General features: G+C 39.9%; 12 protein-coding genes. 8 read left to right on the top strand and 4 right to left on the bottom strand.

Features of this window, described 5'->3' with window-relative positions:
• Positions 1-33 precede the first annotated feature (33 nt).
• Positions 34-789: a YjbA family protein gene (locus ASU00_RS05480; RefSeq protein WP_057912429.1), complete on the top strand. Its 756-nt coding sequence runs from the start codon at positions 34-36 to the stop codon at positions 787-789.
• 410 nt (positions 790-1,199) lie between these two features.
• Here the strand turns inward: ASU00_RS05480 and trpS are convergent, their stop codons facing one another.
• A complete protein-coding gene (gene trpS / locus ASU00_RS05475) occupies positions 1,200-2,186 on the bottom strand; it encodes a tryptophan--tRNA ligase (protein ID WP_057912428.1) in 987 nt (328 codons plus the stop codon).
• 576 nt (positions 2,187-2,762) lie between these two features.
• Between trpS and ASU00_RS05470 the strand changes: the two genes are divergently transcribed.
• Positions 2,763-3,944 (top strand): putative glycoside hydrolase, encoded by a 1,182-nt coding sequence (locus tag ASU00_RS05470; protein WP_082630161.1) that lies wholly within the window; start codon positions 2,763-2,765, stop codon positions 3,942-3,944.
• Between the two features lie 53 nt (positions 3,945-3,997).
• Here ASU00_RS05470 and ASU00_RS05465 read toward each other — a convergent pair whose 3' ends face one another.
• A complete protein-coding gene (locus ASU00_RS05465) occupies positions 3,998-4,186 on the bottom strand; it encodes a hypothetical protein (RefSeq protein WP_057912427.1) in 189 nt (62 codons plus the stop codon).
• 95 nt (positions 4,187-4,281) lie between these two features.
• Between ASU00_RS05465 and ASU00_RS05460 the strand changes: the two genes are divergently transcribed.
• From ASU00_RS05460 to pepF, 6 genes are all read left to right on the top strand, one after another.
• On the top strand, positions 4,282-4,863 hold the full coding sequence (locus ASU00_RS05460; protein WP_057912426.1) for a GNAT family N-acetyltransferase: 582 nt from the start codon (positions 4,282-4,284) through the stop codon (positions 4,861-4,863).
• A 725-nt stretch (positions 4,864-5,588) separates the two neighbouring features.
• Entirely contained in the window at positions 5,589-5,984 is a 396-nt protein-coding gene (gene spxA, locus ASU00_RS05455; protein ID WP_034314502.1) for a transcriptional regulator SpxA, read from the top strand.
• Between the two features lie 497 nt (positions 5,985-6,481).
• Positions 6,482-7,150: an adaptor protein MecA gene (mecA, locus tag ASU00_RS05450; protein WP_057912425.1), complete on the top strand. Its 669-nt coding sequence runs from the start codon at positions 6,482-6,484 to the stop codon at positions 7,148-7,150.
• A gap of 76 nt (positions 7,151-7,226) precedes the next feature.
• Positions 7,227-8,735 (top strand): cardiolipin synthase, encoded by a 1,509-nt coding sequence (gene cls, locus ASU00_RS05445; protein ID WP_057912424.1) that lies wholly within the window; start codon positions 7,227-7,229, stop codon positions 8,733-8,735.
• A gap of 101 nt (positions 8,736-8,836) precedes the next feature.
• Positions 8,837-10,048, top strand: coding sequence for a competence protein CoiA (locus ASU00_RS05440; RefSeq protein ID WP_057912423.1), 1,212 nt, complete (start codon positions 8,837-8,839; stop codon positions 10,046-10,048).
• A gap of 186 nt (positions 10,049-10,234) precedes the next feature.
• Positions 10,235-12,052 carry an oligoendopeptidase F gene (gene pepF, locus ASU00_RS05435; RefSeq protein WP_057912422.1) on the top strand — a complete coding sequence of 606 codons (1,818 nt, stop codon included), beginning with the start codon at positions 10,235-10,237 and terminating at the stop codon, positions 12,050-12,052.
• Positions 12,053-12,944: 892 nt separating this feature from the next.
• Here pepF and ASU00_RS05430 read toward each other — a convergent pair.
• Together ASU00_RS05430 and ASU00_RS05425 are read right to left on the bottom strand one after the other, a co-directional pair.
• On the bottom strand, positions 12,945-13,838 hold the full coding sequence (locus ASU00_RS05430) for a ClpXP adapter SpxH family protein (RefSeq protein ID WP_082630159.1): 894 nt from the start codon (positions 13,836-13,838) through the stop codon (positions 12,945-12,947).
• Positions 13,835-14,239, bottom strand: a complete 405-nt coding sequence (locus tag ASU00_RS05425) for a globin domain-containing protein (protein ID WP_057912421.1) — start codon at positions 14,237-14,239, stop codon at positions 13,835-13,837. Before ASU00_RS05425 ends, ASU00_RS05430 begins: the two co-directional genes overlap by 4 nt.
• Positions 14,240-14,245 lie beyond the last annotated feature (6 nt).

Genomic DNA, 14,245 nt, shown 5'->3' with positions numbered 1-14,245 from the left:
CAAACAGAAATTTGTTTAAGTGAGGGATGAATGATGCTATATCTTCATGATGTATGGGTTAACTGGTTTGAAGGAGAAGAAAACGGCTATAATATTTGCCATTTTCACGAATGGAGGAAAGATGATGGGATTGAACTATTAGATCAAGTTCCTTTGTTGAAAGTGTCTGCAACATTGTTCGACTACATAGAAAATGACTTGTCGGAATTGCCTAAGCCGTTGCTGAATGATGTGTATCAAAAAGCATATGCGAGGAAAAACCATGAACGAATTCAGCTTGACTATTGTTTTATCGTAACCGATGGAAATGGAATTCTAGCTGTTGATACGATAGGTTATCATATTCCGATTAGGAAAAGCAGAATTATTCCCCGCCAGGAACAAATTGTTTATGACATGATAGAAAATCATGATGTCCTGGATTACACGTTTACTGAAAAACCATCATCTGAAAAAGAATATCATATTTTATCACCATCGCCCTTATTCATGAATGGATTGACTAGAAAGGAAAGACAGCTGAAGCAATTACTATTCATGGCGATGGATCAATTATTCACGGCCAAAAACACGGCTGAAATCCGTTATTGGTTTACAGAATGGGCTCCGGAAAGATATGAGAGCATCCAAGAGATGGATTTTCAAGTAGCATGGCTTGAGTTATATGAAGAAATGAAGGAAGGCTGGTCAGATAAGCATCTGCAACTTTGTGAAAATTTGGTGAAGGGGCAGCCTTTTTTTGAAAAGCTTTGGCAAGTGGAGGCTGGCGATAGCCCATCGATTTTATAGAAATAATTTCAAGAGAAGACGATCCGGTGTGGATCGTCTTTTTTTGTTAGAACTATGAACGTTTCATTGCACTGCAGTTGCTCGCTTTCCGCGGGCGGTCCGTGAGCCTCCTCGGCTTTTGGCCTGAGGGTCTAACGAAGACGCGCATTTCCCGCAGGAGTGTCACGCCTTGCGTTCCATTCCACTATGTGTGAAGACGAAAGTTGAATTCAAAATGTCCACATGTAGCTGGCGAGAGACGGCCTCAAATTTGAGGCAAAACCCGAACTCGCGAGCAAAAGCACGGAATTCACGAGTAGATGCGTCAAATTCATATTTCCACTAAATAACAAAAAGGTTTCGGAATGATATCATTCCGAAACCTTTTTGTCTACAGACAGGGATGGTTGGTTGAAGATTGTTTATTTCTTTTATCTCTTTCTGCCAAGTCCCATGCCATTATACATTTTTTTGATCATTTTATTGGCTTCTTTGTTCGCTTTTTCAGCACCACGATCCAAAATTTGATCTAATTCGGGCGAATTGATCAATTCATTATAACGTTCTTGGATAGGGACGATTTCACCGAGAACCACTTCAGCTAAATCACTCTTGAAGTCTCCATACCCTTTGCCTTCATACATCTCTTCAATCTCTGCATAGCTTTTCCCGCTGAAGATGGAGTATATCGACATCAAGTTGGAAACCCCGGCCTTGTTTTCCTTATCAAACCGAACGATACCTTCTGAATCGGTAACTGCACTCTTGATGTTTTTTTCAATTTGTTTCGGATCATCCAATAAGGCAATTGTCGCCTTTTTGTTAGGATCGGACTTGCTCATTTTCTTGGTTGGTTCTTGAAGAGACATGATACGTGCGCCAGCTTTAGGAAGGCTGATTTCCGGAATTTTGAAAATGTCGTTATGCTTTTTGTTGAATCTTTCAGCCAAATCCCGTGTCAATTCCAGATGCTGCCTTTGATCTTCTCCGACAGGCACCACATCCGTACCATAAAGGAGAATGTCGGCAGCCATTAGCGGCGGATATGTAAGCAGTGCAGCCGATACCCCTTCCTTACCGGTGGATTTGTCTTTAAATTGTGTCATTCTCTCTAGTTCACCGATATAGGAGATACTTTGTAATATCCAGCCTGCTTGTGCATGGGCAGGAACTTCTGACTGAATGAAGATCGTATTTTTTTCAGGGTCAAGACCAATGGCCAAATATAAGGCGGCTAAAGATTTAATGCTATTCCTCAACTTCAGGCGATCTTGTGGAACGGTTATTGCATGCTGGTCAACTATACAAAAAAAACACTCATATTCATTTTGTAGGTTAACGAATTGTTTCATGGCTCCGATGTAATTTCCTAAGGTTACGGAACCGGATGGCTGAATGCCGGAGAAAATCCTTTTCAACTGCTAGTCACTCCTCTAAATGCGATTATTGATCAATGGATATTCGCTCTTCATTATTGTAAGGATAAATAGAAAATGAATCCACTTTTCTTTGAAAGAAATGGCCGTCTATGAAGATAAACGCTCATTTTAATCTCGTCGAGGGCCCTCGTTGGCCTGAATCGATGCTATTTCAGAGAATACGAAATGTCCACTATATTTGTATTTTAGCATTTATTCATATTAAATGTATAATCCAATCGGCAAGAAGCTTCATGGCAAAGTATTCTGAATTGAGTGCAGGCTTCTCTTTTTCCACTTTTATGCTGAAATAGTGAATGAAAGGAAAATGAAACCGTTTTCTATATTTCACAATGCTCTGATGATTTTAGGGAAGGCTACACACAAGAGAACGCTTATCATGGGAAGTTTTTCATCGCGTTGAGGGTTATGCTTAGAGGATTAAACTTTTGCAGTGCAGTTTTTTATTTATTTTTTATAATACAGAGGAGTAATATTGGTTCATAGTGGTATTAAAGAAAGGGGTCTATGGAATTTGTTGAAAATTGATGACTGATGGCGAGTGAGGTGGAGGGTATGAAACCAATGAATAAATGGTTGATGACAGGTGTTTGTCTATTCCTGGTTCAGCAGCCCGTTCATGCACAAAGCATGAATGAAACGAGGCAGGTAGCATTAGTAACGAAAGAAATGCCTGAGAACGCACCGCGTTTTGTATTTGATTCGGGTTTGAAATTCGATTACCCGGATGCTGTACGCGGAATTTATGTAACTGGGCCCGCAGCGGGTGGCAATAAACTCAACGAACTTATTAAATATGTGGATGAAACCGATTTGAATGCAATGGTCGTTGATATTAAGGATGACTTGGGCAACATTACGTATAAGGCCAAGGATCCCGATTCTCCATATGCAGGGATTGGTAAAGACTACATAAAAGATCCAAAGGCCATGCTGAAGAACTTCGAAAATAAAGAAATATATCCAATTGCAAGGGTCGTTGTCTTCAAAGACTCCCTATTGGCTAAAGAGAAGCCCGAATGGTCCTTTCAACAAGATGGAGGAGAAGTCTGGAAAAATGGCCGGGGTGAGGCCTTCGTTAATCCTTTCTTAAAAGAGGTATGGGATTATAATGTTGGCATTGCCATCGAAGCGGCAAAGATGGGCTTTAAGGAAATTCAATTTGACTACGTCCGTTTTCCTGAAGGTTTCGAGAATAAAGAAGATGATCTGAAATATGATATGGGTGAATATGATGAGGCGAAAGTTAGTCATACAGCTAAGAGGGTCCAGGCAGTAACGGATTTCGTAAGTTATGCCAAGAAGCGTCTGGAGCCGTATGGAGTGAAGGTGTCGGTGGATATTTTCGGTTATACGGCTACGTTGCCTGAAGCTCCTGGCATAGGCCAAAACTTCACGAAAATCTCTGAGAATGTCGATGTCATTTCGTCTATGATCTATCCAAGTCATTGGACATCTTATTTTGGTATCGATAAACCTGATTTAGAGCCTTATGATCTCGTTAAGGAATATGCGAAATTGGAAAAAGGCAAGCTGAAGGAATTGAAAACCCCACCAACATCCAGACCGTGGCTTCAAGATTTCACCGCTTCGTATTTAGGAGAGGGAAATTATCAAAAGTATGGCAAGGAAGAAGTGGAAGCCCAAATAAAAGCGTTAAACGATAACGGAATTGATGAATATTTATTGTGGAATGCAGCAAATCGCTATACAAAGGGAGTCGACTATACCCCGTGAGAAAAAGGATGACCGAAAGGAACATGCTTTCGGTCATCCTTTTTCTCTCTGAATTACCGCTTTTTATTTCCGCCAACTTTATTCCAACCTGACTGAATTTGTTCCGATTGATCGAAAATATGAGAGTGACGTTTCCCGCCAAACCATTTTTCGCCGATGGCATTCGTCACAACGCCATTGACGGCTGTAATGCCAATAACGCAAGCGGCGACTAAAATGAAGTCCGTAAAGTAATTGATCATCAGACCCCTCCTAATATTTTCAAGATAGTTATATCTATTGTAGTGGATAAGTGAAATTATGGAAAGTGAAAACCAGTGAAAAAGGAGATGGAATCATGAATTGGTATGAAAAATTAAATCAATATTTCCCTATAGAAGAAATGAAGTCCAAAGAGCATATAGACGCCCTGCTGGAGGATAAGCAAGAAATATATATAAAAGATGAGGGGCCTGACCATGTTTTATTATATGTGGAGGGAGAAGAGTTTATATTCATCGATTATCTATTTGTTTCCAAGAATTCGAGGGGCCAGGGACTAGGAAGGAAATTGATTCGAAAATTGCAAAAGAAACAAAAAACGATCTTATTGGAAGTGGAGCGAATTCAAGAAAATGATGTTGATTCCTTTAAAAGGCTGCGGTTTTATAAAAGGGAAGGATTCCATCATGCTTCATCTATCACCTACAGTAGGAAATCCCTCGCGACTAAAGAGAATACCCCGTTGGAAATTCTATATTGGCCGTCAGATCCTTCAGTTGGAGAAGAAGACGTATTCGATTTCATGAAGGAGATTTATTCCGAAATCCATACGTACAAAGATGACGCCCTATATGGTAAGTCATATCAAGATGTCGAGGATGTGCTGAGCCTGAATGAAAATCAGGAAACGGATATTTTTAAAGAAATGGAAGTGTGAAACGAAAGGGCCGGTCATTAACCGGCCCTTTCGTTTGTCGAAAAAATCGAGGTACAGGTCGAATAAAATCGTGGACGGACGAAAAAACAGCTTCGTATGTTGAAAAAGTAGAGGAAAGCCGGAAAAAATGCTACAGCAGAAGAAAAATTGTTATAATCCAGTCTTAAAACAACAGTATTTTTTTCTTTTGTAGAAAAACCGTCATTTTTTTGCAGGAAACTGAATATGTATAACCTCTTGGAGGGGATTGTATCCTGCTTCTGGGGCTTTTGTTTTTCTTTTTTTTACTTTTGGAAGAGTATGTGCTAAAAGAATCGTTTTTGCCTGAAATGCAGGAATTTGTTTTTTATTAAAGAAAATATATGTACATGATTTTGTTTATTTATAGTGAAGGGGGGTACATGATAGTAACGCGCTAATCAAGGAAATATAAGTGCCGAATTGAGAGTTAAATGAGAATGATAGCCATGTATTTTCAATTAGAAAAAGTGATTGTTAATGTATTACATAAAAATAAGAAAAAGCTATAGTACAGGCAAAACAAGAAGTTTTAAAGGATTCTTTCTAATATTAAAAAGGGTATTCATTTTAAATAAATTAGTGTATAATAGGGTTCATGAAATACTTAATTAAAATTATTTCAAATTAGAGTGGTACTTATGAATACTAATAGTAGATTTCCCCTCATAGATCACCGATTCTATATTTAGGGAGTGTGAGTAAACATGGTAACATTATATACATCACCTAGTTGTACTTCATGCAGAAAAGCAAAAGCATGGTTAGAGGAACATGAGATTGGATATAAAGAACGAAATATCTTTTCAGAACCGTTAACGATCGATGAGATTAAAGAAATACTTCGAATGACTGAAGACGGCACCGATGAGATCATTTCAACACGATCAAAAACTTTCCAAAAGTTAAATGTTAATTTAGAGAGCCTGCCTCTTCAAGAATTATATAAATTGATCAAGGAAAATCCCGGGTTGCTGAGACGTCCGATTATCCTTGACGAAAAAAGGCTTCAAGTTGGTTACAACGAAGATGAGATAAGACGCTTTTTACCACGTAAGGTTCGTACCTTCCAGTTGCGAGAAGCGCAACGCATGGTCAACTAATAAAAGCTACTTCAAGCTCTGCCAGGAATTGTGCAGGGCTTTTTCTTTATACATATAGTATGTTTTTTTGCTTCTTCCCTTAATAATCGGGCACATTTAACTCATTCTTAGGCAGAAGTGGATGTTTGTTATTCCTAGGCATATCCTTTTAATCAGTCTTCATTTAAAGATTTAAAAAGAAGCGACGCACCTTCATCAAGCATATAATGGGGCATGATGAGGTAGTGAGATAAAATTGACATGATGCTTGGTGATAGTTGCATACGGATGAATTTTTTTATAGAATGTATGGAATATTAGGCAAACGATTGTTTTTTAGATAAGTAATGTTTTTTATTTCCCTTCTTCAAGGTTTTGTCATAAAATGATGTAAAATAGTCTGTTTTACTGACTAACATGATTTACAGTATTCACTTACGGGTAAAGAGCTTTTAAGGGCAATTTTCGCTTGGGGGTTATTATCCCTTCAAAATGAGAAAGGAAGGGAGAGGGGAATCATGGAAATCGAACGCATTAATGACGATACAGTTAAATTTTATATTTCCTATATAGATATTGAGGAAAGAGGCTTCGACCGCGAGGAAATTTGGTACAGCCGTGAGCGAAGTGAAGAACTTTTTTGGGAAATGATGGATGAAGTGCATCAAGAAGAAGAATTCATGATTGAAGGACCTTTATGGATTCAAGTTCAAGCTCTGGAAAAGGGTTTGGAAGTATTGGTCACAAAAGCCCAGCTTGCCAAAGATGGTCAGAAACTCGAGCTACCTCTTTCAGATGATAAGTTAAAGGATTTGAACGTATCGGATAAAATGGATACGCTGCTTGATCAACACTTTCATGGTAAGGATGAAGAAAGCGGACTAACATTCGAAGACGGGATGATCGATTTCATTACGACTTTCGAGGACTTCGAAGATGTCATTTCGTTAAGCAAACGTCACGGCTTGGATGACTGGACGACGAAACTTTATGTTTATCAAAATAAATATTATCTTTATATTGAATTTTCCGAAGCGGAAATTGACGAGGAAGAAATCGATAATGTTTTAAGTCTATTATTGGAATACAGCCAGGAATCACCCATAACAGTGCACATGCTTGAAGAGTACGGGAAAATAGTTATAGAAAATGACGTATTCTCAACGGTCGATAAATATTTCGCATAAATTGTTGAGGCCGATTTCAGTAGAAATCGGTCTTTTCGACCTATGTGCCTGCGTTTGTTAATTGGAGGTAGCTTATGTGAAGAATATAGTTGGCATTAGTCTGCTATTCCTCTTGTTGATCGGCCCTTGGTATTTCCTTATAAATGAGGCCAACGGCGAGTTTGTTTTTTATTCAAGCCTCATACTGACCCTTTTCTTGACGATAATCGGATTTGTCATCTTTCTGGAAAATAGGAACCCGGTCCAAACGATTGCATGGCTTGTTGTTTTTGGGGCTTTCCCATTCGTAGGCTGCATTTTTTACTTTTTGTTTGGCCGTAATTTTAGGAAAGAAAGAATATTTCACAAGAAGTATTTTTTGGATAAGCAATCTTTTGTGAAAATAAGCGGCGAAGCGGAACATCACGAACGAATAAAGGAAATGGGCGGAAGCTCACAGCAGTTATTCACTCTTGCGAATAGGTTGGGGAATAGTCCCATTTCTTTTACAACGGAAACGCGGGTTTTAAGGAATGGTCAGGAGACTTTTTTCAATATCATTGAACAATTAAATAAAGCGAGACATCACATCCATTTGGAATATTATATCGTTAGGGATGACGACATTGGCTGTGTGTTGAAGAATGTCTTGATGGAAAAAGCAAGAGAAGGGGTGGAAATCCGTTTTCTCTATGATGCGGTCGGTTCCTGGAAGCTCGAACGTTCCTATATCAATGACCTGAAGCAGGCCGGGGTGGAGATGGTCGCTTTCGGACCTTTGCATCTCCCATTATTAAATAATACATTTAATTTTCGTAACCACCGAAAGATCATTGTGATTGACGGCTCTGTCGGCTTCATGGGCGGCCTCAATATTGGGGATGAATACTTGGGGAAGAATCCGAAATTCGGTTCATGGCGTGACACACACCTGATCGTAAAAGGGGAAGCTGTAAGGACACTACAGCTCATTTTTTTGCAGGATTGGTATTATAGCACCAATCAAAGCTTTTTAACGGATGAGTATCTCATGAGTGGAAGCGAGCTTCATAAAGGGGATGGCGGAGTTCAATTGATTGGCGGAGGGCCGGATAGTGAGTGGACGATCATTAAGAGCATTTTCTTCAAGATGATCACTTCGGCAGAAAAGTCAGTCTGGATTGCATCTCCCTATTTCGTTCCTGATGACGATATCCTCCAAGCGCTGAAGGTGGCAGCTTTAAGTGGTTTGGATGTCAGGCTGCTCGTACCGAAGAACCCGGATAAACGGATTGTATACCATGCTTCGAGAACCTATTTCCCTGAAATGCTTGCTTCGGGGGTTCGTATCTTCCAATATAATGAAGGGTTCATGCATAGCAAAATCATCATTGTTGATGAACAATTGGCTTCAATTGGGACAACCAATATGGATATGAGAAGTTTTCATTTGAATTTCGAAGTTAATGCCTTTCTTTACAGGACGGAAAGTGCCCTACAGCTGGTGAATGATTTTAAGGAGGACTTAGTGTTATCTCAAGAGGTGGAAATTGATGCATTTTCCAAGCGGAATATCGGTTTGAAAGTACTTGAATCCACCTGCCGATTACTTTCACCACTTCTTTAAATGCTAGCTCTTCCATTTTGTGCCGATTAGGCATTTTTTTTTTTGAATCAAAGGAATCAATGGTGATTCAAGCGAATGTTTTAGGGAGAGGAGGAGATAGTATGCTAACTGCGATGAAACAAGATGGCACTTGGATTACTCTCCCTGAAAAGATGCCACCTAACCTGTTGATACGATTGAGGAGGTCGGGGAAATATTACTGCCCATGCTGCAAGACGGAAATGTCGATAAAAGCCGGTAGCGTCAAGATCCCCCATTTTGCCCACAAAAATAATCATTCGTGCCGTACATCTTCGGAACCGGAATCCGAATATCATTTAAAGGGAAAAAGAAAATTGTTTCAATGGTTTTCCTCACATGATTATCAAGTCGAACTGGAAGCCTATCTTCCAGAAATTAAGAAAAGGGCAGATGTTTTGGCAACGATAGGAGGCAATCGCTATGCAATCGAATTTCAATGCTCGAACATCCCGGAGATTGAATTCATTGAACGGACAAAAGCCTATCGCAGCATAGGCATCAAGCCGATTTGGATACTGGCTGCAAAATGCTTGAAAAGGAAAAATCATCATGAATTTCATTTATCCGCGTTTCACTGGCTCTTTGTCACTGGCAGCTGCCAGCACCCGTTCTTGTGGATGTTTTGTCCGGAATCCAACCAATTATCGGTGTTGAAGAACCTTACTCCTTTTTCCCCCAGAACCGTCTTTGCCGAATTGACGACCGCTCCTTTGAAACTTCTGCCCCCACATAGATTATCACCACAAAAATGCTCCAGTTTCCCTTTTCTGCTTGCTTGGAGACATAAACGTAAGAACTGGTGCCTGCATATTGTGAAAAGGGCACGTAGAGGCGACCCTTTTTTTGAAGGGCTCTACTTGCACCATATGGCACCTGCAACCATTCCTGTTGAAATAGGCCTGCCTGTTAGCGGGATGCTGTTAATCAAGACAGCCTCGATTGAATGGCAGGGCTGGTTTTACATGGACGTGTTTGGAAAGAAAAAAACAGGGGAAACCATTTATATGAAGGATATAATCCGTCACTTTAGGAAGCATGTAAAAACAGGAAAAATAAAATTCAGGACGTTACCATTGCTTCATGTAAAGCCCGTGGAATATCCAATAATGCAATATCTGCTACTATTGGAGAAAATGGGCTATATATCTAAGATGGCAGAAGGGGAATTCACAGTTGAAAAACGCATGTCCGTTCCTTCTGCCAGTGAAGCAGGTCGGATGGTGGAAAGAATTTTTTTTCATGAGCATAAGTGGATGATTGAAAAGGCGAATATCCAGTATAATCAAGGGTGATGATCATTTGTCCTTGAATTGACGAGAAAGGGCAGGATTATTTTTGTTAATGGAGAAATAGTAATAAGACTGGGGATTTTAACTCGGACAAAGCATGAGTGCCCTAGTATCGATTGAAGCGTTATATCCAGTTTGATGGCGATTGGCTGAGTGGCAAGTTTTCTATAGAATGGAGAGGGTTTTTTTATGGTGCAGGAAACAAAAGTGAGTACTTTACCGGCAAGAAACGAAATAGCTGCTGAAGATACTTGGAGACTTGAGGATATTTTCGCAACCGAGGAAGATTGGGAAGCTGCCTTCAAAGCGGTGAAAGATGATCTGAAAAAAGCGGATGCACATAAAGGTACGCTCGGGGAGAGTGCAGAAAAGTTATTTGCAGCCCTACAACTACAAGATGAAGTATTCGAAAAGCTAGGCAAAGTGTATTCTTATTCACATATGCGCAATGATCAAGATACGACCAATCCTTTTTATCAGGGGATGGAAGACCGGGCAAAAGCTTTATATGCACAGGCAGCAGCGGCATTTTCTTATATGGTTCCTGAACTGTTGAGTGTTGATGAAAGCAAAGTGGCGGGATTTTTGGAAGAAAAAGAAGAATTGAATCTTTATAAACATTCATTGGAGGAAATTAGCCTACAGAGGCCCCATATCTTATCTGCGGAGCAGGAAGAATTAATGGCACAGGCATCAGAGGTTCTCGATGCATCAGGCAATACGTTCGGCATGCTTAACAATGCCGACTTGAAATTCCCGACCATAAAGGATGAAGAGGGAAATGAAGTGGAGATCACTCACGGGCGGTATATCCGGTTTCTAGAAAGTGAAGACCGCCGAGTACGTGAGGAAGCGTTCAAAGGGGTATACAGCAAGTATGGAGAGTTTCGCAATACCTTTGCCTCTACCCTGTCAGGAGAGGTCAAGAATCATAACTTCAATGCGACGGTTCGAAAATATGATTCAGCACGACATGCGGCTTTAAGCGGCAATAACATCCCGGAGACCGTATACGATAATCTTGTCAAAACAGTTAACGACAATCTACCCTTGCTGCACCGTTACCTTGAATTGCGTAAAAAAGTTCTTCAATTAGATGAACTTCATATGTATGATTTATTCACTCCGCTCGTAAAAGAAGTGAAGATGGAAGTGACATATGATCAAGCTAAAGATTATGTGCTCAAGGGACTTGCCCCGCTAGGCGAGGACTATTCCAATGTGTTGAAAGAAGGATTTGAAAACCGTTGGGTCGATGTACATGAAAATAAGGGGAAACGAAGCGGCGCCTATTCCTCAGGTACATACGGCACCAATCCATATATCTTAATGAATTGGCAAGATAACATCAATAATTTATTCACGCTCGTGCATGAGTTCGGTCATTCGGTCCATAGCTACTATACGCGCAAAAGTCAGCCATATCCTTATGGGAACTACTCGATATTTGTAGCTGAGGTCGCATCCACTTGTAATGAAAACCTGTTGAATGATTATTTACTAAATACCATTGAAGATGAAAAGAAGCGTATTTATTTATTGAATCACTATCTAGAAGGCTTCCGTGGAACATTGTTCCGTCAAACGATGTTTGCAGAGTTTGAACATACGATCCATTTAAAAGCGCAAAATGGAGAAGCGTTGACAGCTGATATGCTCACGAAGGAATATTTTGAGCTGAATAAGAAGTACTTTGGCGAAAATGTGACCATGGATGAGGAAATTGGTTTAGAATGGGCACGGATCCCGCATTTCTACTATAATTATTATGTGTATCAATACGCGACGGGAATCAGTGCAGCAACAGCTTTGAGCAAGCAAATCCTTGAAGAAGGCGAACCAGCAGTCAAAAGGTATTTGGAGTTCTTGAAATCGGGAAGTTCCGATTATCCAATCGAAGTACTCAAAAAGGCTGGTGTCGATATGACTAAAGCGGAGCCTGTACAAGAAGCCATGAATGTATTCGAAGAGAAGTTAAACGAATTGGAAGAGCTGTTGAATAAATAGGATACAGAAAGGACCCAGGCAGCTGCGGGTCCTTTTTATTGTGGATGTCAGTCATAATCCCTTAAACCGATTCCTCTGATTTCTGCTATGAAGGATGATGAAAAAAACAAAAAATAAAATGGGGGAGGAGAAATAGAGGGGGATGAGGTCCATGATCCCGAGTAGCTGAACAAAAAGCGAACCTATCAAGAGAATCAGTAAAATAACGCCTTTCAAATGGGCACCTCCAAGCTGATGCAGAAAAAAGATTCTCTGCTCCTATACTAGATAGTATGCCTTGGAATAAGCAGTATTCTAAGAATATGACAATATTGTGAAATGAAGCACAAAGTTCTTGCAATTAATATGTACATTCTGCTATAGTACAGACATAGAAGTTCTCACATTCCAAACTTATACCCCTTTGTTTGAACGTCGTGAAATTTCTCCCATCCCCTTTGTTCGTATAAATAGATAGAAAAAAACCCTGACAGATTTCACGATTTGTCGGGGTTTTTCTTTTAAATTCCCTAAACAAACCACTGGTAGTTAGGTAAGCTAAGGATAATGGTTATGTGAAATTGTGATTGTTTTCACAATATTAATAGAGCGCGGTTTCTTAATCGTAAAGATTAAGAAAGGTTGAACAAAATTAGCGGGTACCATGCATCAAAGGGGTTGGCGGTTTTTGACATCTATTTTGTGAACAATTTGTGAAATTTTACACAAACAGTTGGTGCATTAATCGATTATCTGTTATATTAATTATTGTGAAGTAAATCACATACAAACTTATACCCCTTTGTTTGATCGTGAAAAATTTCTCCCATCCCCTTATTTCTTATATGAAAACCATGCAAATCGTTTGAATTGCATGGTTTTCTCTTTCACTGAAACAAAGAAGCAGCCCAATTTAGGGCTGCTTCTTTGTATATCGCCAAAACGTCCCATATTTTGCTGGGATTTTTTCTGCCAGCTGTTTTAATACAAGCTTTTTCATTTCCAGCTCGACGTTAGTTCTGTTCATATTGTAAACCGTCTCGATTTCCTTGGTCGCGACCAGTTTGAAGCAGCTTAAGAAATCTTCTAAAGAGGGCGGTTTGGCAGGGGACGGAAGTCCATTCAGCATATCTTCTAGAATTTGAACATATACCTCGTAAGAATAGACACCTGAAACCTTGATTCCCTCTTCTTCAATATTTTGATTGAAGAAGACAAGCGAGGGGATTTCCGTCACTTCCATTTCACTTGTGATTTTCATATCACATTGAAAGCCTTTGGCTGCACTTGAAGAATTGATGTCGTAGAGGAATTCCTCGACATCCAACCCAACCATTTCGGCACATTCCGTCAATACATCGATATCGGAAATATCCTTTTTCCCAATGAATACATACTCCTGAAGCTGCCTTAAAAAACGAATGGCCAATTTTCGGCCCTGCAACTCAGCTGCTTTTATGGCGATGGAAGCAGTGTAGGGAGAAGAGATTGGGTTTTCAGACCAAAGGCTACCGTCACAGGACATTCCTGATCGGCTGGCTGTCTTTTCCCAAACTTGAGCAAGGTTTTCATAATTTTTATTTTTCCCCATATTAAGAGAATCAATTTTACCGCTTAAAACATGGCGTAAACTGAATAACTGCCCATATTCTATCTGTAATTTTCTAATAATTGGTTCTAATCCCCAGCATTCGGGACATAGCGGATCAACAAAAACGTAAATCTCAATTGGCTTTTTTCCTATATCATAGCAATGCTGTGTTTTGATCCAATCGGAAATATTGAAAACTGGTTTATGTGCGCTCAAGTGTCTTCTCCTTTCCCGTCCGTACCGGATGTATTGATCATATGCTGTGCCGTCAAATAGAGGCGGTGATAGAAAAAATCCCTAATTTCACCCGTAAGGCCCACTTCATCCATTGCTTCATACATGCATGAAAGCCAGGCCTTCGCACGTTCAGGTGTAATTTCAAAAGGTATATGTCGAGCCCGTAACATGGGGTGGCCATGTTCTTCGGTATATAAAGACGGACCGCCTAAATATTGAGTCATGAATTGTTTTTGTTTACGGACCGTTTCTGTTAAATCGTCAGGGAAAATCGGCTTCAAATCAGGGTGTTGACTAACGTTGGAGTAAAACACATCAATTAACCTGTGTAATTGCCCTTCTCCAATTGTTTCATATGGTGTAGGGTTCCCTTGCATCATGTTGAT

Origin of the sequence: Peribacillus muralis (genome assembly GCF_001439925.1) — a bacterium.
GTDB classification, from domain to species: domain Bacteria; phylum Bacillota; class Bacilli; order Bacillales; family DSM-1321; genus Peribacillus; species Peribacillus muralis.
Note: the sequence above shows the minus strand (reverse complement) of the source record. Positions and strands in the feature narration are given on the sequence as shown.

Coding starts and splice junctions, on each gene's coding strand:
- ASU00_RS05480 (WP_057912429.1), top strand. CDS start 34: ATGCTATATCTTCATGATGTATGGGTTAACTGGTTTGAAGGAGAAGAA.
- ASU00_RS05470 (WP_082630161.1), top strand. CDS start 2,763: ATGAAACCAATGAATAAATGGTTGATGACAGGTGTTTGTCTATTCCTG.
- ASU00_RS05465 (WP_057912427.1), bottom strand. CDS start 4,186: ATGATCAATTACTTTACGGACTTCATTTTAGTCGCCGCTTGCGTTATT.
- ASU00_RS05460 (WP_057912426.1), top strand. CDS start 4,282: ATGAATTGGTATGAAAAATTAAATCAATATTTCCCTATAGAAGAAATG.
- spxA (WP_034314502.1), top strand. CDS start 5,589: ATGGTAACATTATATACATCACCTAGTTGTACTTCATGCAGAAAAGCA.
- mecA (WP_057912425.1), top strand. CDS start 6,482: ATGGAAATCGAACGCATTAATGACGATACAGTTAAATTTTATATTTCC.
- ASU00_RS05440 (WP_057912423.1), top strand. CDS start 8,837: ATGCTAACTGCGATGAAACAAGATGGCACTTGGATTACTCTCCCTGAA.
- pepF (WP_057912422.1), top strand. CDS start 10,235: ATGGTGCAGGAAACAAAAGTGAGTACTTTACCGGCAAGAAACGAAATA.
- ASU00_RS05425 (WP_057912421.1), bottom strand. CDS start 14,239: ATGATGCAAGGGAACCCTACACCATATGAAACAATTGGAGAAGGGCAA.